Origin of the sequence: Aeromonas sp. Lyrl_2, assembly GCF_051948815.1 — a bacterium.
GTDB classification, from domain to species: domain Bacteria; phylum Pseudomonadota; class Gammaproteobacteria; order Enterobacterales; family Aeromonadaceae; genus Aeromonas; species Aeromonas veronii.
Map to the genome: position 1 here is coordinate 72,605 of NZ_JAYJLJ010000005.1, position 20,613 is coordinate 93,217.

Genomic DNA, 20,613 nt, shown 5'->3' on the forward strand with positions numbered 1-20,613 from the left:
GCCATCGCTGGCGGGGGTTGGTCGTCTGGCAAGTCGGGCTGATGCCCGCTGCAAACTCTTAGCGGTTTTTCACCTTCTGGTGCAGCTCCTGCACCGAGTTGACATTGGCGGTGGCATCCACGCTGATGGCCATGCAGGTGGCAAACGCCTCGTTCATGGTGGTGGTATACGCCACCTTGTTCTGCAAGGCGGCGCGACGCAGCTGCTTGGAGTCCTGGATCGCCACCCGCCCTTCGGCGGTGTTGACGATGTAGGTGTACTCGCCATTCTTGATGCGGTCGAGAATGTGCGGGCGACCTTCGTGCACCTTGTTGACCAAGCGCGGGTTGATGCTCGCCTCACCCAGCGCGACGGCTGTGCCGTGAGTGGCATCCAGCTCGTAGCCCAGCTCCAGCAGCTTGGCAGCCAAGTCGACCACCTGCGCCTTGTCGCTGTGACGCACTGACAAGAGGGCACGACCCTCTTTCGGTACGGCGTGGTTGGCACCCAGCTGCGCCTTGGCATAGGCCTCGGCAAAGCTGCTGCCCACCCCCATAACCTCACCGGTAGAGCGCATCTCTGGCCCCAGCAGCGGGTCAACTCCCGGGAACTTGGCGAACGGCAGTACCACCTCTTTCACCGAGTAGTAGGGCGGGATGATCTCTTTGGTAAAGCCCTGTTCTTGCAGCGACTGACCGGCCATCACGCGGGCGGCAATCTTGGCCAGCGGGGCACCGGTCGCCTTGGAGACGAACGGCACGGTACGGGCGGCGCGCGGGTTCACTTCGATGAGATAGATTTCATCGCCCTTGACCGCAAACTGCACGTTCATCAGGCCGATAACGCCGAGCTCCAGCGCCAGCTTGCGCACCTGCTCGCGGATCTCGTCCTGAATCTTCTTGGACAAGGTATAGGGAGGCAGGGAGCAACCAGAGTCACCGGAGTGGATACCGGCCTGCTCGATGTGCTCCATGATGCCGCCGATGACTACATTGGTGCCGTCGCAGATGGCATCCACGTCCAGCTCGGTCGCATCGTCCAGGAAGCGGTCCAGCAGCACCGGCGATTCGTTGGAGACGCTCACCGCCTCGGCGAAGTAGCGACGCAGATCCTGCTCGTCATAGACGATTTCCATGGCGCGGCCACCCAGCACGTAGGAGGGGCGAACCACCAGCGGGTAGGTAATGCGCTCGGCCAGCAGCACGGCCTGTTCCAGCGCGGTGACGGTGCCGTTTTCCGGCTGCTTGAGACCGAGGCGCTCGACGGCAGACTGGAAGCGCTCGCGGTCTTCGGCGCGGTCGATGGCATCCGGGCTGGTACCGATGATCGGCACGCCGTTGGCCTCCAGCGCTCGGGCCAGTTTCAGCGGGGTCTGGCCACCGTACTGGACAATCACGCCCTTGGGTTTTTCGATGCGCACGATTTCCAGCACATCTTCCAGGGTCACCGGCTCGAAGTAGAGACGATCCGAGGTGTCGTAATCGGTAGAGACGGTCTCCGGGTTACAGTTGACCATGATGGTCTCGTAACCATCTTCGCGCAGGGCCAGCGCTGCGTGCACGCAGCAGTAGTCGAACTCGATACCCTGACCGATACGGTTCGGGCCGCCGCCGATGATCATGATCTTGTCGCGGTTGCTCGGAGCCGCTTCGCACTCCTCGTCATAGCTGGAGTACATGTAGGCGGTGTTGGTGGCGAACTCGGCGGCGCAGGTATCTACCCGCTTGTAGACCGGGAAGATGTTGTGGCGGGCGCGCAGTTTGCGCACTTCCCCTTCGGCCACACCGAGGATCTTGGCCAGACGGGCATCGGCAAAGCCTTTGCGCTTGAGGGCGCGCAGGAAGTCGGCATCCAGACCGGCCATGCCGCGCTCTTTCACCTCTTCCTCCAGCTTCACCAGATCTTCAATCTGTACCAGGAACCAGGGGTCAATCTTGGTCAGCTTGAAGATACCATCCATGGAGAGACCGGCGCGGAATGCATCGGCGATATAGAAGATACGGTCGCTACCTGCATCCTGCAGCTCGTGACGGATGCGGGTCAGGGAGTCCGGGGCATTGAGGTCAACCATGGGGTCGAAGCCGGTTTTGCCGGTTTCGAGGCTGCGCAGCGCCTTGTGCAGGGACTCCTGGAAGTTGCGGCCGATGGCCATCACTTCGCCGACCGACTTCATCTGGGTCGTCAGACGGTCGTTGGCACCGGCGAATTTTTCGAAGTTGAAGCGCGGCACCTTGGTGACCACGTAGTCGATGGCCGGCTCGAAGGAGGCCGGAGTGCGACCGCCGGTGATGTCGTTCATCAGCTCGTCGAGGGTGTAACCGATGGCGAGCTTGGCAGCGATCTTGGCGATGGGGAAACCGGTCGCCTTGGAGGCCAGCGCGGAGGAGCGCGACACCCGCGGGTTCATCTCGATGATGACCATGCGACCATCTTTCGGGTTGATACCGAACTGGACGTTGGAGCCGCCGGTCTCGACGCCGATTTCGCGCAGCACCGCCATGGAGGCGTTGCGCATCAGCTGGTACTCCTTGTCGGTCAGCGTCTGGGCTGGCGCGACCGTGATGGAGTCACCGGTGTGGATACCCATGGGGTCGAAGTTTTCGATGGCGCAGACGATGATGCAGTTGTCGTTGCGATCCCGCACCACTTCCATCTCGTACTCTTTCCAGCCGATCAGCGACTCGTCGATGAGCAGCTCTTTGGTCGGCGACAAGTCCAGACCACGCTCGCAGATCTCGACGAACTCTTCGGTGTTGTAGGCGATGCCGCCACCCGAGCCGCCCATGGTAAAGGAGGGACGGATGATGCAGGGGAAGCCGACCATCTGCTGCACGCCCCACGCCTCTTCCATGTTGTGGGCGATGCCAGCACGCGGGCACTCGAGGCCAATGCTGCGCATCGCCTTGTCAAAACGGGAGCGGTCTTCGGCCTTGTCGATGGCGTCGGCGGTGGCACCGATCATCTCGACACCGAACTCGGCCAGCACGCCATGCTTCTCCAGCGCCAGTGCGCAGTTGAGCGCAGTCTGGCCGCCCATGGTGGGCAGGATGGCGTCCGGGCGCTCTTTCTTGATGATTTCGCGCACCACTTCCCAGGTGATGGGCTCGATGTAGGTGGCGTCTGCCATCTCCGGGTCGGTCATGATGGTGGCCGGGTTGGAGTTGACCAGAATGACGCGGTAGCCCTCCTCGCGCAGGGCTTTGCACGCCTGGGCGCCGGAGTAGTCAAATTCGCAGGCTTGGCCGATGACGATGGGGCCGGCGCCGAGGATCAGGATGCTCTGAAGGTCATTACGTTTTGGCATGAAACTCTTTCCTCTATTTCTTAGGCGCGATACTGCTTAATCAATTCAATAAAGTGGTCAAAAAGACCGGCACAGTCGTGCGGGCCCGGGCTCGCTTCGGGGTGCCCCTGAAAGCTGAAGGCCGGACGGTCGGTGCGATGGATGCCTTGCAGGGAGCCATCGAACAGGGAGACGTGGGTGGCGCGCAGGCAATCCGGCAGGCTGTTCTCGTCTACCGCAAAGCCGTGGTTCTGAGCGGTGATCATGACGGTGTTGTCATCGAGGCTCTTCACCGGATGGTTGGCGCCGTGGTGGCCAAACTTCATCTTGACGGTCTTGGCACCGGAGGCCAGACCCAGCAGCTGGTGACCCAGACAGATGCCGAATACCGGCGTGTTGGTATTAAGGAAAGCCTTGATGGCCTCGATGGCGTAGTCGCACGGCTCGGGGTCGCCGGGGCCGTTGGAGAGGAAGATGCCATCCGGGTTCATCGCCAGTACCTCGGCGGCCGGGGTCTTGGCAGGCACCACGGTCAGGCGGCAGCCACGGTCAACCAGCATCCGCAGGATGTTGCGCTTGACGCCAAAGTCATAGGCCACTACGTGGTATTTCAGCTGGTCGGCATCCGGGGTGACATGCCCCTTGCCAAGCTGCCAGCTCCCTTCGGTCCAGTTGTACGCCTCACCAACCGTCACCTCTTTGGCCAGATCCATCCCCTTCAGACCGGGGAAGGCGCGGGCCTGCTCGAGAGCATAGGCTTCATCGACCTGTTTCCCGGCCAGAATGCAGCCAGCCTGAGCGCCTTTCTCGCGCAGGATGCGGGTCAGTTTACGGGTGTCGATGTCGGCGATGCCAACGATGTTGTGAGACTTGAGGTATTCGGAGAGGGATTGCTGATTGCGGAAATTGGAGGCAAGTATCGGAAGGTCCCGGATGATCAATCCCTGAGCATGGATCTGACTGGACTCTTCATCTTCGCTGTTGGTGCCGGTGTTGCCTATATGGGGGTAAGTGAGGGTGACTATCTGACGGGAATAAGAGGGATCGGTGAGGATTTCCTGATAGCCCGTCATCGACGTATTGAAAACCACTTCACCAACGGAACATCCCTCGGCGCCTATCGACACGCCTTTGAACACAGTTCCATCTTCCAGCACTAGCAATGCAGTGTGATTCAAGACAACCTCCAGTTATTTAGCTTTAAATTCAGCAATTTACCTGGGTGTTGCGGGCTCGGTTCCGGTCTTGGACAGGACTCGAACCCGGCAGATTTCTGGCAAATTGGGCGCATTCTACTTAAAAAAAGTGGCATTTCAACGTCTTTTCTCAGATGAAATGCATCTAAATTCAATAAAAAAGCAACATTACCCATTATCTATGCACTTAATCGCTTTGCAACCCCCTCCCGCGAAAGAAAAGGAAAAACCACCATCAAAAGATGCCGCCAAGCCAGCGATAACGACAAAAACCAACAAAAAAATCAATTAAAACAATACAATACATTTTTACACAAAAAACATTAATGACAAATTTAACGCTTTTACGATGACAAGAGTGAACATGAAAAATGGAAAACGTTTTTCTGTGTTTGAATTTTTAGTCTTTTCCAGTCCGTGTAAAAAAATGGCTTTATCCGCCATAAAGATGCTCAAATCTGTTACCTGGTGATGACATTCAGGAAGGGGAAATCTGGCGGACAACGCAATAGTGTGATTTATAAGGAGTTCAGTTAAAAATTGCAGGCAGCGTGTCTTTTTACACAAAATCTGGCTGACTGACAGCAAAAACCCCGGCAAGCCGGGGTTTTTCACTGGGGTAGCAGTAGTACGAAAGTGCCGCTCAGAGGCATCACTTGAGATTGAGCACATCCTGCATGTCATAAAGACCGGCACCCTGCTGACCAAGCCACTTGCCCGCCCGCACAGCACCGTTGGCGAAGGTCAGGCGGCTGGAGGCCTTGTGGCTGATCTCTACCCGCTCGCCGATATCGGCAAACATGACGGTATGCTCCCCCACCAGATCGCCGGCGCGAATGGTGGCAAAGCCGATAGTGTTGCGATCCCGCTCGCCAGTGATCCCCTCGCGACCATAGACGGCGCACTCCTTGAGATCCCGGCCCAGCGTTTTGGCGACCACTTCCCCCATGGAGAGGGCAGTACCGGATGGCGCATCCACCTTGTGGCGATGGTGGCCCTCGATGATCTCGATGTCGGTGTAGTCGCCCATCACCTTGGCGGCCTGCTCCAGCAGCTTGAACACCAGGTTGACCCCGACCGAGTAGTTGGAGGCGAACACGATGCCGATCTGCTTGCCCGCCTCTTTCAGGGCGGCCTTGCCTGCATCGTCAAAACCGGTGGTGCCGATCACCATCTGCTTGTGGTGGGCCAGCGCAAAAGCCAGATTGGCTAGGGTCACCTCCGGACGAGTGAAGTCGATGATGAGATCAAACTCATCGCGCACCTTGTCCAGACTGTCGCTGATGGCCACACCCAGATGGCCCAGCCCATTGAGCTCACCGGCATCAAGGCCGATCACCGCCGAACCCGGCCGCTCCAGCGCAGCACCAACCACCACGCCATCGGTGTTGGTGATGGCCTCCAGCAGCACCTTGCCCATACGACCATTACAGCCCATCACGGCCACACGGATCGGATTGTCCATCTCCACCCTCTCATCTCTTTTAATTATGGAAAGAGACCGTTTTACCAGCCCGCACCGGGTTTGAAAAGCCATGATGCCACCACACCTTGCTGCGCTCGCCAACGGCAGCGCTCACTGGCTGGCCAAGAACTTCCTTTTGGTCACAGGCCGCTTTTCATCGTTTCACACCATCATTTGGCAGACCGGGTGCCATCTGATAGGTTCGAACGAGTGAAATGCCAGAATACACGGAACCAGGGCAACGCCCGTGTCGATATCAAACGAGGTGCAAGGATGAGCGCAGGATTGCTGTTTGCTGTGGGGTTGATATCACTGACCCTGGTCATGCTGGCAGCGGCTCTGCTGTTTGGCGGGCCGAGTCCGGCACCGGCGTTGGCCAGCATCAACGACCCTTTCAAGGGGAGTGGCTGGAGCAACATGCCACCTATCTCAAGATACCCGGCGCGTGACGGCACGCAGCTGGCCTATCGGCACTATGGCGCAGAGGGCAATACGAAGAACAACAAGGTCAAGGGCAGCGTGGTACTGGTTCACGGCTCTTCTGCCAGCAGCCAGAGCATGCACAAGATGGCGAACGCCTTTTCGCAAGCGGGATACGACGCCTACGCCCTCGATATTCGCGGCCATGGCGCATCGGGCAACAAAGGCACCATTGACTACATCGGTCAGCTTGAAGACGATCTGGAAGATTTCATCAAGTCAGTGGCCCCCGCCAAGCCTGCAACACTCGTCGGTTTCTCGTCAGGGGGTGGCTTTGTGCTGCGTGTTGCTGGCAGTGCGCGACAAACCCTGTTCGAGAGCTATCTGCTGCTCTCCCCCTATCTCGGCCCCACCGCCGCCAACTACCGGCCCAACAGCGGTGGCTGGGTACGTGTCGGCTTGCCTCGCCTCATCGCCCTGAGCATCCTCAACGGTTTCCATATTTCCGCACTCAACCATCTGACCGTGCTGAACTTTGCCCTCAATGATGAGGCGAAATCCCTGCTGACCCCCTCCTACTCCTTCAACCTTGCCTCGAACTTTCAGCCAGAGCGCGACTATCAGCAGAATTTGCGCAATGTGCAACGTCCCTGCGCCGTGATCGCGGGTGCAAATGACGAAGCCTTCCAAACAGATCAACTTGAACCTGAGTTAAGACTTCTCGGCATCTCCTGGCCTGTCACCCTGCTGCCCGGTATTGGCCACATTCCGCTGACGCTGGAACAGGATGCTCTCGCGACAGCCGTTCAGGCGGTGGAGAAACTGACACAATAACCACACAGCCCAGGTCTTGTGTCCACGCGTTCTGGAAATATCCGTACCAGGCTCGCGTAGAGATAGAGAGAGGAGCGGCTGACGTTTGGTAGCGGGAGAGAGCCCCAAGATGGCATGCCGAGCTTTTATCTATCCCCCTCTCTTTATTAAAGACACGCGATACCCTCAGATACCCGCGGACTGCGCTAGAACAGCAACGAACAATAATCAGCGCCAACTTATTTTTCCGAATATTCTTTTGATATCTCAACAACACCAGAATCATCAAACAAAAACACCTATCCATCTGGACGTCTATCTTGACCAAGCGAGGTTGACTCACTACTGTGGGCACCCCGATGCGGCAGGATGCCCGCCCTGTTTTCCCCCTATCCCTATCCGATACAGGTACAAAGCAGTTTATGACAGGAGGTCATTGTTCAATTTCAGAGGAACACATGATCCAGATCCAACCCAGTGCCAGGGCCTTGTTGCCACTTCTGGTTTTTCTCGCACTCTTTATCGGTACCGGTACCTGGCTGACCCTGCAGGGGGTCGAATTCGCCTTCTATCAGCTGCCCGCTCCGGTTGCTGCCCTGCCTGCGGTGATGCTCGCCCTGCTGCTTGGCAAAGAGAGCTTCAACAGCAATCTGGAGACCTTCTTCAAGGGAGTCGGCCACAGCAATATCATGGCGATGTGCCTTATCTATCTGCTGGCGGGCGCCTTTGCCAGCGTGGCCAAGGCCACCGGCGGGGTTGATGCTACTGTGGCGCTGGGCCTGTCGCTCATCCCTGGCTGGGCGCTGTTGCCCGGGCTGTTCCTCATCTCTGCCTTTATTGCTACCGCTATGGGCACCTCCATGGGCACCATAGGTGCAGTGGCGCCGGTCGCGCTGGGCGTGGCGCAGGCGGCCGGTATCGATCCGGTACTGATGGCAGGCACCATTCTCTCCGGCGCCATGTTTGGCGATAACCTCTCCATCATCTCCGACACCACCATAGCAGCAACCCGCAGTCAGGGGTGCGAGATGAAGGACAAGTTCCGCGAGAACTTCAAGATTGCTGCCCCAGCTGCCATCGCGGTGATCCTGCTCTATCTGACCCTGGGCTCAGTGGGTGAATCCCCAGCCAACGGCAGCGCCATCGAGCTGTTCAAGGTGATGCCTTATCTGCTGATCCTGGGGCTGGCGCTCGCCGGAGTGAATGTGTTTGTGGTACTGGGGATCGGCATTCTGGCCGCCGGAGTGGTGGGCATGATCAACGGCTACGCCATCGGTCAGTTCAGCAAGGATATCTATCAGGGCTTTACCGGCATGCAGGAGATCTTCCTGCTCTCCATGCTGATCGGCGGCCTCGGCGCCCTGATGGAGCGTCAGGGTGGACTGGCCTGGATCAGCGAGCGCATCAGCGCCCTGATTGCCCGTTTCACTCGCGAGCACAATGGTGAACAGAACGAGAAAGCCGCCGAGCTCGGCATCGCCGGGGTGGTGAGCCTCACCAACCTGTGCACCGCTAACAACACGGTGGCTATTATCGTCGCCAGCAAGGTGGCCCGGGATCTGGCAGAACACCACGGTGTCACCCCGCGCCGCGCCGCCTCCATGCTCGATATTTTCTCCTGCGTGGTACAGGGTCTGATCCCCTGGGGCGCACAGGCGCTGCTGCTGGGATCCATCTTTGCCCTGTCGCCGTTGGCGGTAGTAAGCATGAGTTTCTACCCGATGGCGCTCGCGGTGGCGGCACTGATTGCCGTGTTCGTGAAGCACCAGATGCGCGGCAAGGCTGACAAGTAACAGGATAACGTCCATGCGTTTCTACACAGGATTAGCGCTCGCGGTAGCGGCACTCATTGCAGTGTTTGTGAAGCACCAGATGCGCGGCAAAGCTGACAAGTAACAGACCAGAGGCTGGCGCGCCGACATGCTGTCAACAGAGGCCATACCCTGGCCCTTGTTGACTCACTAACGGATCAGCCAGCATTTATCCCACCGTTCCGGGCATCAGCCGTCCGGGGCGGGAGTTCCCCTGTCCCCCTTAACGTCAAGAGTGAATGTGCTAAGGTAGAGCGCGTTCAAGCCATCGATGCGCAGCTATACCAGAGGTTCCCCATGCATGAGTCCCAACCCGAACGTCAATCCCTGCGCCAACTGGTTCGTCAACGCCGCAAAAATCTGAGTCCGGCCGAGCAGCAAGCGGCGGCCCAACAGCTGCTGGCCCAGTTCAAGCAACACCCCGAGATCCTCGCCGCCAAGCGCATTGCCCTCTATCTGGCCAATGACGGGGAGATCAATCCCTTGCCCACCATCCATTGGCTGTGGGCCCAGCACAAAGAGGTCTACCTGCCGGTGCTCCACCCCTTTACTCCGGGTCACCTGCTCTTTTTGCGCTATACCGCCACCAGCCCCATGGTACGCAACCGCTACGGCATCGAAGAGCCGGAGCTGGATATCCTGCAGGTGGTGCCCCACAGCACGCTCGATCTTATCTGCACCCCGCTGGTCGCCTTCGATGCTCAGGGTAATCGTCTTGGCATGGGGGGCGGCTACTACGATCGCACTCTCGCCATCTGGCATGAGCACAAGCTGGGGCCCAAGCCGCTCGGCATTGCCCACGACTGCCAGCAGGTGGATGCGGTCCCACAAGAGGAGTGGGATGTGCCGCTGCCCCAGATCATCACCCCGAGCCACTGCTGGCGCTTTGAATAGGCTGTTTTTGGCAGGCAGCCCCTGCTTTGTGCGCGCAAACGCAGAATAAACAGGCAAACGATTTACAAAGTCCCTCTTTTTGCCCAGGAACGTGAGCAACAAGGTCGCGACGGGGTACCGGGTTGGATATAATGCGCCCGCTTTTTTCTTAAGGAACGATCATGACTCAAGATGAAATGAAGAAGGCGGCCGGTTGGGCTGCGCTCAAGTATGTGGTTCCCGGCACCATCGTCGGGGTGGGCACCGGCTCTACCGTCAACCACTTTATCGACGCGCTGGCGACCATGAAGGACGAGATCAAGGGGGCGGTATCCAGCTCCGTAGCCTCTACCGAGCGCCTCAAGGGCTTCGGCATCACCGTATATGATCTCAACGAGATCGACGCCCTCTCCGTCTATGTGGATGGCGCCGACGAGATCAACGCAACCCGCGACATGATCAAGGGTGGTGGCGCAGCCCTGACCCGCGAGAAGATCGTTGCCGCCGTCGCTGACAAGTTCATCTGCATCATCGACAACACCAAGACCGTCGACGTGCTGGGCCAGTTCCCGCTGCCGGTGGAAGTGATCCCGATGGCCCGCGAATACGTGGCCCGCGAAATTCGCAAACTGGGTGGCGACCCGGTGTGGCGTGAAGGGGTAGTCACCGACAACGGCAACCACATTCTGGATGTGAAAGGCATGGCCATTACCGACGCCAAGGCGCTGGAAGTACGACTGAACGCCATCGTTGGCGTGGTCACCAACGGCCTGTTCGCCGCCCGCGGCGCCGACGTGGTCCTGATCGGTACGCCGGACGGCGTGATTACCCAGTAATCCCGACACCGGTAGCACAGTGCAGCGGCATCCTCCCTCGCACGCCAGCGCCACTCTGCAACCTCTGACGCAGCAGCGGCGTTGATTGAGCCCCGTGATGGGATATGACCCAAACATTGCACTGTGAATAAATGACGGCGCCTGATGGCGCCGTTTTTATTTATCCCTCAACAAGTTGCATACGGATGTTTACAACATTCGTTGATAACTTCAAAGAATTTGACTTTCGTCACAAATATTCCCTCTCCCAAACGTTTTTGCTACTTTACGGTTTTCTTCGCACACCAAATCTGCACTTACGTTTGCACATACAGAGGGATCGTCATGACTGCCAAGTTTTCGTTGGACAAGGATAAAATCAAGGTTCTGCTGCTGGAGGGGGTTCACCCCAACACCGTAGAGACCTTTCGTGCCGCAGGTTATACCAGTGTGGAGTATCTCAAGACATCGCTTTCCGAAGAGGAGCTGATCGAGCAGATCCGCGACGTCCATTTCATCGGGCTGCGCTCCCGCACCCAGATCACCGAGAAAGTCCTCGACGCCGCCAACAAGCTGGTTGCCATCGGCTGCTTCTGCATCGGTACCAACCAGGTCGAGCTGGAAGCGGCCCAGATCCGCGGTATTCCGGTCTTCAACGCCCCCTTCTCCAACACCCGCTCGGTCGCCGAGCTGGTACTGGGCGAGATCCTGCTGCTGCTGCGCGGCATCCCCGAGAAAAACGCCAAGTGCCATCGCGGCGTGTGGGAAAAACTGGCCAACCGCTCGGTGGAAGCGCGCGGCAAGAAGCTCGGCATCATCGGCTACGGCCACATCGGTACCCAGCTTGGCATCATCGCCGAAAGCATCGGCATGAAGGTTTATTACTACGATATCGAGAACAAGCTCTCGCTGGGTAACGCCATTCAGGTGCCGAGCATGGTCGAGCTGCTGAATATGTCTGACGTCATCAGCCTGCACGTACCGGAGACCGCCTCCACCAAGAACATGATCGGAGCCGAGCAGCTGCGGATGATGAAACCGGGCGCCATCTTCATCAACGCCGCCCGCGGTACCGTGGTGGATATCGATGCGCTGGCTGACGTCATCAAGAGCGGCCATATCGCCGGCGCCGCCATCGACGTCTTCCCGGTCGAGCCCAAGTCCAACGACGAGGAGTTCCAAAGCCCGCTGCGTGGGTTGGAGAACGTGATCCTGACCCCGCACATCGGTGGCACCACCCATGAAGCGCAGGAGAACATCGGGCTGGAAGTGGCCAACAAGCTGGTCAAATACTCCGACAACGGCTCCACCCTCTCCGCCGTCAACTTCCCGGAAGTGTCGCTGCCGGGCCACAAGGGCTCCAGCCGCCTGCTGCACATTCACCGCAACCAGCCGGGTGTGATGAACCAGATCAACCAGATCTTCGCCGAAGAGGGGATCAACATCGCCGGTCAATACCTGCAGACCAGCAGCCATATCGGTTACGTGGTGATCGACGTGGAGACCGAGCACAGCGAGAAGGCGCTCGCCAAGCTCAAGGAGATCAACGGCACCATCCGTGCCCGCATCCTCCACTGATAGACCCTTATCTGCGCAGCAAAAAGCCCGTCGTGATGACGGGCTTTTGTATGAAGCAGAACCTCAAAGCAGCGTGATGGCTTACCACCACCCCAACAGGTTGCGGCCTACCAGCGCGCCCCACACCAGGGCATTGAGGGCCAACGCGATAAAGACGGCGGCAGAGCCCAGATCCTTGGCGCGACCGGAGAGCTCATGATGCTCGGAGCCAACCCTGTCTACCACAGCTTCAATGGCGGAGTTGAGGATCTCGACGATCACCACCAGCCAGCTGATGACGATAAGCAGCAGGATCTGGTTGAGAGAATCCCCCAGCCAGAAGGCAAGTGGCATCAGCAACAGGATCAGCATCAGCTCCTGCCGAAAAGCCGCCTCGTTAATCCAAGCTGACTTGAGCCCCTTCATGCTGTAACCGGTTGCGTTGATGATGCGGGTGACCCCGGTTGCCCCTGGCTTTGCCACGCTATCTACCTCATTTGGAATCGATTTTGGCCTCACATCCTATCAGAGCCCCCCAAGGTTTCAATCAGGGGACTTTTGCTTTATTTTATCTCTTTGCTTTTTCGCCCCTTGCGGCTGACACCACCCACTCGAGACTTGAGTTGTATGTCCATTCACACAGATGAATTGCGCACCCGTCGCCTGGAGTCACTGATCACTCCGAGCGAGCTTGCCCACGCGTTTCCGATCACCGACACCGTTGCCCAGAATCTGCTGGATGCCCGTCGCGAAGTGGAGGCCATTCTGGCCGGAGAAGATCAGCGCCTGCTGGTCATTGTCGGCCCCTGCTCCATCCACGATCCTGCGGCCGCCCGCGAATATGCCCTGCGCCTCAACGCCCTGCGCGAGCAGTATAAAGAGAGCCTCTGCATCGTGATGCGCACCTATTTCGAGAAGCCGCGCACCATCGTCGGCTGGAAAGGGCTCATCAACGATCCGCGCCTCGATGGCAGCTTCGATGTCAACGAAGGGCTGAAACTGGCGCGCAAGCTGCTGGTCGATATCAATGAGCTCGGCATGCCCACCGCCACCGAGTTCCTCGACATGGTGACCGGCCAGTATATTGCCGACCTCATCACCTGGGGCGCCATCGGCGCTCGTACCACCGAATCCCAGGTACACCGCGAGATGGCTTCGGCCCTCTCCTGCCCGGTCGGCTTCAAGAACGGCACCGACGGCAATACCCGCATCGCCATCGATGCGGTACGCGCCGCCCGCCACAGCCACATCTTCTATTCGCCGGACAAAGACGGCAAGATGACCATCTACCGCACCGCCGGTAACCCCTTTGGTCATGTGATCCTGCGTGGCGGCCACCGCCCCAACTACGACACCGCCAGCATCGACGAAGCGTGCGAAGCGCTGGCCGATGTGGGCCTGCCGGAGCGGCTGGTGGTCGATTTCAGCCACGGCAACAGCATGAAGGATCACCGTCGCCAGCTGCTGGTGGCGCAAGACATCTGCGATCAGCTGCGCCGCGGCCGCACCGGCATCGCCGGTATTATGGCCGAGAGCTTCCTGGTGGAAGGGCGGCAGGATGTAGAGAACGGCTGCGCGGCCACCTTCGGCCAGAGCATCACCGATGCCTGCCTGTCATGGAACGACACCGAACCCCTGCTGACCATGCTGGCAGAAGCGGCGCAGGTACGCCTGAGCAAGCTGGCGCGCTAACCCGCGTTACCCGAGATACAGGAAGGGCCGGATATCCGTGATATCCGGCCCTTCTTTTTGCCTGGCCACTCTTATCCGTTCGCGCAATCCCTCTGGTCAGATCGGGCAACCCGCTCACAGGGCCCGCCACCGCCAGCAAACGGCCGACTCACTGCCAACACGATAAGCATAAATTTAATTTATGGATTTTCCCTACATGACCAAATTTTTACTTATACCGAGCGATTGACCACGCAGGTTGCTCCCGATTGGTCGCAGCGACCCGGTAGAAAGCAACTTCCGATCAAGGGGATAAATTGGCAACCGGCACAAGGTGGGAAATCGTGAAGCTGGGAGCCCCGGCAACAGGCAATACAGGCAATACAGGCAATACAGGCAATACAGGCAATACAGGCAATACAGGCAAACAGAGAGTACATGCAGAGGCCCCCTTGTCGGCGCCTCCGTCACTCACAGCGTGGGCATAAACCAGACCCGCCCTGCCGCTTCGATGCGGTCGGTTCGGATCTGGAACACCTGCTCCAGCAGCGCCTCATCCACCAGCTCGACACCCCCTTCGCGCACCACCGCGCCCCCTTGCAGGCAGAGAATTCGGTCGGCCCAGTCGATGGCCAGATTGATATCGTGGATGGCGAGCACCACCAGCAAGCCCTGCCCGGCCAGGGTTTTCAGCAACCGCAACAGCGCCAGCTGGTGATGCAGATCGAGCCCCGCCAGCGGCTCGTCCAGCAGCAGCACCTTGCCGGTCGGATTGAGGCTCGGCCACACCTGCAGCAGGGTACGGGCAATCAGCACCCGCTGCTGCTCGCCCCCCGACAATCGGCTGAAATCCCGGGCCAGCAAAGCTTCCAGCTCCAATGCCTCGCACAATGCATTTATCGCCTCGTTCTGTCTGGCAGGTGCAACCATCTCATCGAGCCCCAGGCTCAACACCTGAAACACCGGAATATGAAACAGCTGGGGCTGACGCTGGGGCAGCATGGCGCGCCGTTTGGCAAGCTCGGGCCAACTCATGTCAGTAAGTACTCCCCCCCCCAGCAGCACTGTGCCATCGGCGGGTAAAATCCCCGCCAGCGCCCCGAGCAGGGTCGATTTGCCACTGCCGTTGGGGCCGAGCAGGGCCACCAGCTGGCCGCCCTGCCAGACGATGTCGAGGGGGGCGAGCCGGTTGGCGACGGTGAGCCCCTGCGCGGCCAGCAGGGGAAGGCGTTGGCTCAGTGCATCACGAGGCGGCATGGGCATCTTGTCTCAGCAGCAGATAGATAAAGAGCGGCGCCCCCACCGAGGCGGTGATGACGCCGATAGGCAACTCCCCCGCGCTCAGGGTGGATCGAGCAACCAGATCGGCCGCCAGCAGCAGGGCCCCGCCGCCAAGCGCCGCGGCAGGCAGCAGAAAGCGCTGATCGCTGCCACCGCAGAGCCGCAGCTGATGGGGCACCACCAACCCGACAAAACCGATGACACCACACAACGACACCGCCACACCGGTCAGCAGACAGACCGCCAGCACCAGCCGCACCCGCATCTTGTCGACATCCATCCCCATCAGGCGGGCCTGGGTCTCCCCCAACAACAACTGTTGCAGCGCCTTGCCCTGCCAGCAGAGCCAGCCCAGGGTGAGCGGCAGCACCAGCCACCACCAGCCGAACTGCTGGCTGCCGTAAGAGAGGCTCCCCATCATCCAGAACATGAATTCACGCAAGGAGCCATCATCGGCAAAGTACATCAACCAGGTCATGGCGGCATTGGTGAGAATGCCGATGGCGACGCCAAACAATAGCAAGCGGGCATGGCCGAGACGCGCCCGGCGAGCCAGCCGAATGAGCAACATGGTCACCAGCAAGGCGCCACCGAAGGCCGCCAGCGACAGCCCCCAGCCTGGCAGATAGAAGCCAAGGGATTTGGCCACCGCCATCGCCACCATGGCGGCAAGGCCTGCCCCGCTTGAAACGCCAAGCAACCCGGGTTCGGCCACCGGGTTATGCAGCATCACCTGCAACACGGCGCCGCCACAAGCAAGCGCGGCGCCAGCCAAGAGGGCCAGCAAGGCGCGCGGCAGGCGCAGCTCCAGCAGGATGCGCTGTTCGAGATCGCCAAGGGGCTGCCAGGGCAGCAGCACAAACTCACCCCAGACGAGGGAGAAGATAAACAGCAGCAAGGTCAGCAGCGTCAGGCCACAGAGCCAGCGCCGCTGCCAGCGCTGCTGACGGGCGATAAGGGAGAGGTACAAGGATGATCCCCGAATAACAAGGCTTCCCCCCAGCCCTGTCGCAGCGCCGAGGGAGAAGCAGGAAAAGGGCATGATAACAGTGGCTTGCCACCCAAGGTCAAGGCTGGTAACGCTTTGCCATCACCCTTATCTCGCCGCTGGCCACCAGATTTTGCAGCGCCACCAGCAAGGGCTGGCGCAGCGACTGGTGAGGTGAGTGCTTGCTCATCCCCAGATAGAGGGTCACCGGCGTGGCGGGGCGGTAGTCCGCCTTGCCTATCCGGCTGGCATTTCCCTGACTCAGGGCATAGTCCACCTGACAGTCGGTGCCAATCATCAGCGGCAGGTGACCGCGCTGCACCATGCGCAGCAGCTGATCTTCGGTGGGTACTCCGTGCTTGTCGAGGCGGCTGTCACTGTTGAAGGGCTCAAAGTAGGCGGAGTTGAGCACATAGCCCACCTTCACCCCCTGCAGATCGCGGTATTGGTGGATCCGGGCCACATTGACCGGCTGACCATAAAACGCGGGCCAGCACTGGTAGTAGGCAGGCTGCAGATAGTCGATAAACTGCGCCCGCTCGGCGGTATAGGCGAGGCCAATCATCAGATCGACCTGACCGGTCTGCATCTGCTTGAGCGCCCTGCCCCACGGCATCCGCCGTACCTGCAACTCAATGCCGCTCGCCTGTTGCAACCGGCGCAGGATGTCCATGTCGAGCCCCTGCAACCGGCCATCCGCTTGCAGGATGCGAAATGGCGGCCACAGATCGGTGGCTACCGTCAGCGTCGGGGTCGCACGCACCGGCATGGCAAATAACAGTAACAACACTATCCCGCATAACTTGCCCATCCCGTCGCATACCTCGCACGGCTTATCCTGTTGGTTAAAAATACCCTCCCGCACCACGTATGAAAACCCGTGGTTCAGGGATAAAATGCGCCGGATTTTCCGGATTTTCAAGGAGAACCCTATGAACCCGATTTTCACCAGTATCGGTCTGCTGCTCTGCAGCAACGTCTTTATGACCTTCGCCTGGTACGCTCACCTCAAGAGCATGAACCATAAACCCTGGATCATTGCCGCCCTGGTGAGCTGGGGTATCGCCCTGTTCGAATACCTGCTGCAAGTGCCCGCCAACCGCATCGGCCATACGGTGATGAGCGTGGGCCAACTTAAAATCCTGCAAGAAGTGATCACACTCACCGTATTCGTCCCCTTCTCTATCTTCTATCTCAAGGAAGATCTGAAATGGGACTATCTCTGGGCAGGGCTCTGCATTCTCGGGGCGGTCTTTTTTGTCTTTCGCGAGAAACTGACCGGCGCCTGAGGCTGTACACTCAATATCATCCCGCTCATGGCATCTCATTGATCGACGAGGCAAAAAAATGGAATTGCGAGACATGTTACAGATCCTGGCCAAGCAGGATGGCTCAGACCTCTATCTGTCGACCGGCGCGCCCCCCTGCGCCAAGTTTAACGGCGGCCTGCGCCCCCTCAACGAAACGCCGCTGGAGCCGGGGGAAGTGGCGCGGATCGCCGCCGAGATCATGGATGGCGAGCAGAAGCAGCAGTTCGAGAAGGATCTGGAGATGAACCTCGCCATCTCCCTGCCCCAGATCGGCCGCTTTCGGGTCAACATCTTCAAGCAGCGCAACGAAGTCTCTCTGGTGGCCCGCAACATCAAGACCGACATCCCCCGCTTTGAAGATCTCAAACTCCCGCCTGTGCTGCTCGACACCATCATGGAGAAACGCGGTCTGGTACTGTTTGTCGGCGGTACCGGCTCGGGCAAATCCACTTCGCTGGCGGCGCTTATCGACCATCGTAACCGCAACAGCGGCGGCCACATCATCACCATCGAAGATCCGGTAGAGTTCGTTCATCGTCACCGCAAGAGCATCATCAACCAGCGGGAGGTCGGCGTGGATACCCGCAGCTTCCACGCAGCCCTGAAAAACACCCTGCGTCAGGCGCCGGACGTCATTCTTATCGGCGAGATCCGCGATCGCGAGACCATGGAACATGCGCTGGCCTTCTCCGAAACCGGCCACCTTGCCATCTCCACCCTGCACGCCAACAACGCCAACCAGGCGCTGGATCGCATCATCAACTTCTTCCCCGAGGAGCGCCGCCCCCAGCTGCTTAACGATCTGGGCAACAACCTCAAGGCTTTTGTCTCCCAACGGCTGGTGAAAACCACCGATGGCGGCCGCCGGGCCGCAGTGGAGATCATGCTCGGCACCCACACCATCCGCGACATGATCAAGCGCGGCGAATTTGGCGGCCTCAAAGAGGTGATGGAGAAGTCCAAAGCCCTCGGCATGGTTACCTTCGACAGTGCCCTGTTCGATCTGGTAGTGGAAGGGGTAATTGAGGAAGAAGAGGCGGTGAAAAACGCCGACTCGGCCAACAACCTGCGCCTCAAGATCAAGCTGTGGAAGGAGAAGGGGCAGATTGCCAGCAGCAGCGATGCCACCGGCTGGAGCCTCGAACCCACCAAGGACGAGAAGGGCGATTTTTTCTAACCTGTCCCCTCGAGAACCCCGGGCCCGCCCGGGGTTCTCTTTATCCAGCACGGCTGACCCGACTTAGCCCTCAGCTCACGCAGGTCACTGCCAATCAGCACCAACGGCGAACACGCTGGCAATACGCCACATACTCGTCGCCAAAACGGGCGCGCAGCAGCCGCTCCTCCGGCATGATTTGAAAGCGGGTCAGCCAGGCCACCAGCACGATTGGCCCAACCCAGACCCAACTTCCACCGAGATAACAGCCCCAGGCGGCCAGCCAGCAGAGCAAGCCCAGATACATGGGATTGCGGCTGACACGATAGACGCCACAGGTCACCAGACGACTGGTGTGCTGAGGTTTGGTGGGGCTGACCGTGGTCTGGTGGTGGCGAAATCGTTGCAGGGCACCAAAGCCCATGATGGCCCCCGCCACGACCAGCATAGCCATCAGCGCCATTGCCCAGATGCCGGGCTGGCTCTCCCCTCTTAGCCACCACATGGCCCCGGTACAGAGCAGGAAGATCAGCGGTGGTGGCAAACGTAACTCAAGATTGACCATTTTCTTCCCCTGACGAGTGTCGGCCGAACCCGTGTTGCGGTAGACTCCCAACCAGTCAGCGCCTGTTGAGAGTGACAAAGATCATAATAATAACAACAAGTTGTGGTTAAACCACCACCAATGTGGCCGACCCCGTCCAAACTATCCAACGCGAACAACAAAAAGGAATCACCATGCACAAGAAAACTCTGCTGGCTACCCTGATCTTCGGCCTGCTCGCGGGCCAAGCCGTTGCGGCTCCCTATCTGCCCCTTGCGACGGATCATCGCAACGGCCAGGAGCAAACCGCCAGCAACGCCTGGTTGGAAGTGGATCTGGGCGCCTTTGAGCACAATATCCAGACCCTCAAGGATCGTCTCGGTGACAAGGGCCCGCAGATCTGCGCCATCATGAAGGCCGACGCTTACGGTCATGGCATCGATCTGCTGGTCCCCTCCGTGGTCAAGGCCAATATCCCCTGCATCGGCATCGCCAGCAACGAAGAGGCGCGCGTCGCCCGCGAGAAGGGCTTTACCGGCCGTCTGATGCGGGTGCGTGCTGCCACCCCGGATGAAGTAGAGCAGGCCCTGCCCTACAAGATGGAGGAGCTGATCGGCAGTCTGGTGAGTGCCCAGGGTATCGCCGATATCGCCCAGCGCCACCACACCACCATTCCGGTGCATATCGCGCTCAACTCCGCCGGCATGAGCCGCAACGGCATCGACCTGCGTCTGGCCGATGCCAAGCAGGATGCGCTGGCCATGCTCAAGCTCAAGGGGATCACCCCAGTCGGCATCATGACCCACTTCCCGGTTGAGGAGAAAGAGGACGTCAAGATGGGGTTGGCCCAGTTCAAACTGGACTCCCAGTGGCTGCTGGAAGCGGGCAAGCTGGATCGCAGCAAGATCACCATCCACGCCGCCAACTCCTTCGCCACTCTGGCCGTGCCGGACGCCTACTTCGACATGGTGCGCCCGGGCGGCCTGCTCTACGGTGACTCCATCCCCTCCCACACCGAATACAAGCGGGTGATGACATTCAAAACCCAGGTCGCCTCGGTCAACCACTATGCAGCAGGCAACACCGTCGGTTATGACCGCACCTTTACTCTCAAGCGTGACTCCTGGCTCGCCAACCTGCCGCTGGGCTACTCCGATGGTTATCGCCGCGCCCTCAGCAACAAAGCCTATGTGCTGATCCAGGGTCAGAAGGTGCCGGTGGTCGGCAAGACCTCCATGAACACCATCATGGTGGATGTGACTGATCTGAAAGGGGTGAAACCCGGCGACGAGGTGGTGCTGTTTGGCCGTCAGGGTGAAGCCGAAGTGAAACAGGCGGATCTGGAGGAGTACAACGGCGCCCTGCTGGCGGACATGTACACCATCTGGGGCTACACCAACCCCAAAAAGATCAAACGCTGATCACGCGATATGAAAAAGGGCTCCCGCGGG

The 20,613-nt window shown here is 59.3% G+C and carries 17 protein-coding genes; 9 read left to right on the plus strand and 8 right to left on the minus strand.

Annotated features, from left to right (window positions below):
- Positions 1 to 58: 58 nt before the first annotated feature.
- The 3 genes from carB to dapB all read right to left on the minus strand — a co-directional run bounded on the left by carB (position 59) and on the right by dapB (position 5,923).
- Positions 59 to 3,283: a carbamoyl-phosphate synthase large subunit gene (gene carB / locus VF684_RS05885; protein ID WP_376898605.1), complete on the minus strand. Its 3,225-nt coding sequence runs from the start codon at positions 3,281 to 3,283 to the stop codon at positions 59 to 61.
- Between the two features lie 20 nt (positions 3,284 to 3,303).
- The gene (gene carA, locus VF684_RS05890) at positions 3,304 to 4,440 is read right to left on the minus strand and encodes a glutamine-hydrolyzing carbamoyl-phosphate synthase small subunit (protein ID WP_005337628.1); all 1,137 of its coding nucleotides are present in this window, start codon (positions 4,438 to 4,440) and stop codon (positions 3,304 to 3,306) included.
- Between the two features lie 670 nt (positions 4,441 to 5,110).
- A complete protein-coding gene (dapB, locus tag VF684_RS05895) occupies positions 5,111 to 5,923 on the minus strand; it encodes a 4-hydroxy-tetrahydrodipicolinate reductase (RefSeq protein ID WP_005347132.1) in 813 nt (270 codons plus the stop codon).
- Positions 5,924 to 6,196: 273 nt separating this feature from the next.
- On the opposite strand from dapB, the gene VF684_RS05900 reads away from it, so the two are divergent.
- The 5 genes from VF684_RS05900 (at position 6,197) to serA (ending at position 12,233) form a co-directional block, all read left to right on the plus strand.
- Complete coding sequence (locus VF684_RS05900; RefSeq protein ID WP_139439868.1) at positions 6,197 to 7,177, plus strand: alpha/beta hydrolase; 981 nt, start codon at positions 6,197 to 6,199, stop codon at positions 7,175 to 7,177.
- Positions 7,178 to 7,614: 437 nt separating this feature from the next.
- On the plus strand, positions 7,615 to 8,949 hold the full coding sequence (locus VF684_RS05905; RefSeq protein WP_005337634.1) for a Na+/H+ antiporter NhaC family protein: 1,335 nt from the start codon (positions 7,615 to 7,617) through the stop codon (positions 8,947 to 8,949).
- A 315-nt stretch (positions 8,950 to 9,264) separates the two neighbouring features.
- Positions 9,265 to 9,861 carry a 5-formyltetrahydrofolate cyclo-ligase gene (locus VF684_RS05910; protein WP_005337635.1) on the plus strand — a complete coding sequence of 199 codons (597 nt, stop codon included), beginning with the start codon at positions 9,265 to 9,267 and terminating at the stop codon, positions 9,859 to 9,861.
- Positions 9,862 to 10,022: 161 nt separating this feature from the next.
- Positions 10,023 to 10,676 (plus strand): ribose-5-phosphate isomerase RpiA, encoded by a 654-nt coding sequence (rpiA, locus tag VF684_RS05915; RefSeq protein ID WP_201912241.1) that lies wholly within the window; start codon positions 10,023 to 10,025, stop codon positions 10,674 to 10,676.
- A 324-nt stretch (positions 10,677 to 11,000) separates the two neighbouring features.
- Complete coding sequence (serA, locus tag VF684_RS05920) at positions 11,001 to 12,233, plus strand: phosphoglycerate dehydrogenase (RefSeq protein WP_005337639.1); 1,233 nt, start codon at positions 11,001 to 11,003, stop codon at positions 12,231 to 12,233.
- Between the two features lie 81 nt (positions 12,234 to 12,314).
- Here serA and VF684_RS05925 read toward each other — a convergent pair whose 3' ends face one another.
- Entirely contained in the window at positions 12,315 to 12,695 is a 381-nt protein-coding gene (locus VF684_RS05925; RefSeq protein ID WP_005337641.1) for a diacylglycerol kinase, read from the minus strand.
- A 144-nt stretch (positions 12,696 to 12,839) separates the two neighbouring features.
- Here VF684_RS05925 and VF684_RS05930 point away from each other — a divergent pair, with 144 nt between their 5' ends.
- Complete coding sequence (locus tag VF684_RS05930; RefSeq protein WP_201912243.1) at positions 12,840 to 13,904, plus strand: 3-deoxy-7-phosphoheptulonate synthase; 1,065 nt, start codon at positions 12,840 to 12,842, stop codon at positions 13,902 to 13,904.
- A gap of 450 nt (positions 13,905 to 14,354) precedes the next feature.
- Here the strand turns inward: VF684_RS05930 and VF684_RS05935 are convergent, their stop codons facing one another.
- The 3 genes from VF684_RS05935 to VF684_RS05945 form a co-directional block, all read right to left on the minus strand.
- Entirely contained in the window at positions 14,355 to 15,140 is a 786-nt protein-coding gene (locus tag VF684_RS05935; protein WP_201912251.1) for an ATP-binding cassette domain-containing protein, read from the minus strand.
- Positions 15,127 to 16,134, minus strand: coding sequence for a vitamin B12 ABC transporter permease BtuC (gene btuC / locus VF684_RS05940; protein WP_201912252.1), 1,008 nt, complete (start codon positions 16,132 to 16,134; stop codon positions 15,127 to 15,129). The genes VF684_RS05935 and btuC overlap by 14 nt, the downstream gene beginning before the upstream one ends.
- A 97-nt stretch (positions 16,135 to 16,231) precedes the next feature.
- Positions 16,232 to 16,963: a substrate-binding periplasmic protein gene (locus tag VF684_RS05945; RefSeq protein ID WP_043825634.1), complete on the minus strand. Its 732-nt coding sequence runs from the start codon at positions 16,961 to 16,963 to the stop codon at positions 16,232 to 16,234.
- Positions 16,964 to 17,084: 121 nt separating this feature from the next.
- Between VF684_RS05945 and VF684_RS05950 the strand changes: the two genes are divergently transcribed.
- Together VF684_RS05950 and tapW are read left to right on the plus strand one after the other, a co-directional pair.
- Positions 17,085 to 17,441 carry a DMT family protein gene (locus VF684_RS05950; RefSeq protein ID WP_005337656.1) on the plus strand — a complete coding sequence of 119 codons (357 nt, stop codon included), beginning with the start codon at positions 17,085 to 17,087 and terminating at the stop codon, positions 17,439 to 17,441.
- 58 nt (positions 17,442 to 17,499) lie between these two features.
- The gene (tapW, locus tag VF684_RS05955) at positions 17,500 to 18,639 is read left to right on the plus strand and encodes a type IVa pilus ATPase TapW (protein WP_005361600.1); all 1,140 of its coding nucleotides are present in this window, start codon (positions 17,500 to 17,502) and stop codon (positions 18,637 to 18,639) included.
- 94 nt (positions 18,640 to 18,733) lie between these two features.
- On the opposite strand, the gene VF684_RS05960 is transcribed toward tapW, so the two are convergent.
- The gene (locus VF684_RS05960; RefSeq protein ID WP_149152581.1) at positions 18,734 to 19,183 is read right to left on the minus strand and encodes a methyltransferase family protein; all 450 of its coding nucleotides are present in this window, start codon (positions 19,181 to 19,183) and stop codon (positions 18,734 to 18,736) included.
- 173 nt (positions 19,184 to 19,356) lie between these two features.
- Between VF684_RS05960 and alr the strand changes: the two genes are divergently transcribed.
- On the plus strand, positions 19,357 to 20,583 hold the full coding sequence (gene alr / locus VF684_RS05965) for an alanine racemase (RefSeq protein ID WP_201912257.1): 1,227 nt from the start codon (positions 19,357 to 19,359) through the stop codon (positions 20,581 to 20,583).
- Positions 20,584 to 20,613: the final 30 nt, after the last annotated feature.

Excerpts from the sequence above, each read along its gene's own strand:
- tapW (WP_005361600.1), top strand. The coding sequence starts at position 17,500 with ATGGAATTGCGAGACATGTTACAGATCCTGGCCAAGCAGGATGGCTCA.
- VF684_RS05905 (WP_005337634.1), top strand. The coding sequence starts at position 7,615 with ATGATCCAGATCCAACCCAGTGCCAGGGCCTTGTTGCCACTTCTGGTT.
- VF684_RS05900 (WP_139439868.1), top strand. The coding sequence starts at position 6,197 with ATGAGCGCAGGATTGCTGTTTGCTGTGGGGTTGATATCACTGACCCTG.
- VF684_RS05935 (WP_201912251.1), bottom strand. The coding sequence starts at position 15,140 with ATGCCGCCTCGTGATGCACTGAGCCAACGCCTTCCCCTGCTGGCCGCG.
- rpiA (WP_201912241.1), top strand. The coding sequence starts at position 10,023 with ATGACTCAAGATGAAATGAAGAAGGCGGCCGGTTGGGCTGCGCTCAAG.
- VF684_RS05945 (WP_043825634.1), bottom strand. The coding sequence starts at position 16,963 with ATGGGCAAGTTATGCGGGATAGTGTTGTTACTGTTATTTGCCATGCCG.
- VF684_RS05910 (WP_005337635.1), top strand. The coding sequence starts at position 9,265 with ATGCATGAGTCCCAACCCGAACGTCAATCCCTGCGCCAACTGGTTCGT.
- dapB (WP_005347132.1), bottom strand. The coding sequence starts at position 5,923 with ATGGACAATCCGATCCGTGTGGCCGTGATGGGCTGTAATGGTCGTATG.
- VF684_RS05960 (WP_149152581.1), bottom strand. The coding sequence starts at position 19,183 with ATGGTCAATCTTGAGTTACGTTTGCCACCACCGCTGATCTTCCTGCTC.
- carB (WP_376898605.1), bottom strand. The coding sequence starts at position 3,283 with ATGCCAAAACGTAATGACCTTCAGAGCATCCTGATCCTCGGCGCCGGC.
- VF684_RS05930 (WP_201912243.1), top strand. The coding sequence starts at position 12,840 with ATGTCCATTCACACAGATGAATTGCGCACCCGTCGCCTGGAGTCACTG.
- alr (WP_201912257.1), top strand. The coding sequence starts at position 19,357 with ATGCACAAGAAAACTCTGCTGGCTACCCTGATCTTCGGCCTGCTCGCG.
- VF684_RS05950 (WP_005337656.1), top strand. The coding sequence starts at position 17,085 with ATGAACCCGATTTTCACCAGTATCGGTCTGCTGCTCTGCAGCAACGTC.
- serA (WP_005337639.1), top strand. The coding sequence starts at position 11,001 with ATGACTGCCAAGTTTTCGTTGGACAAGGATAAAATCAAGGTTCTGCTG.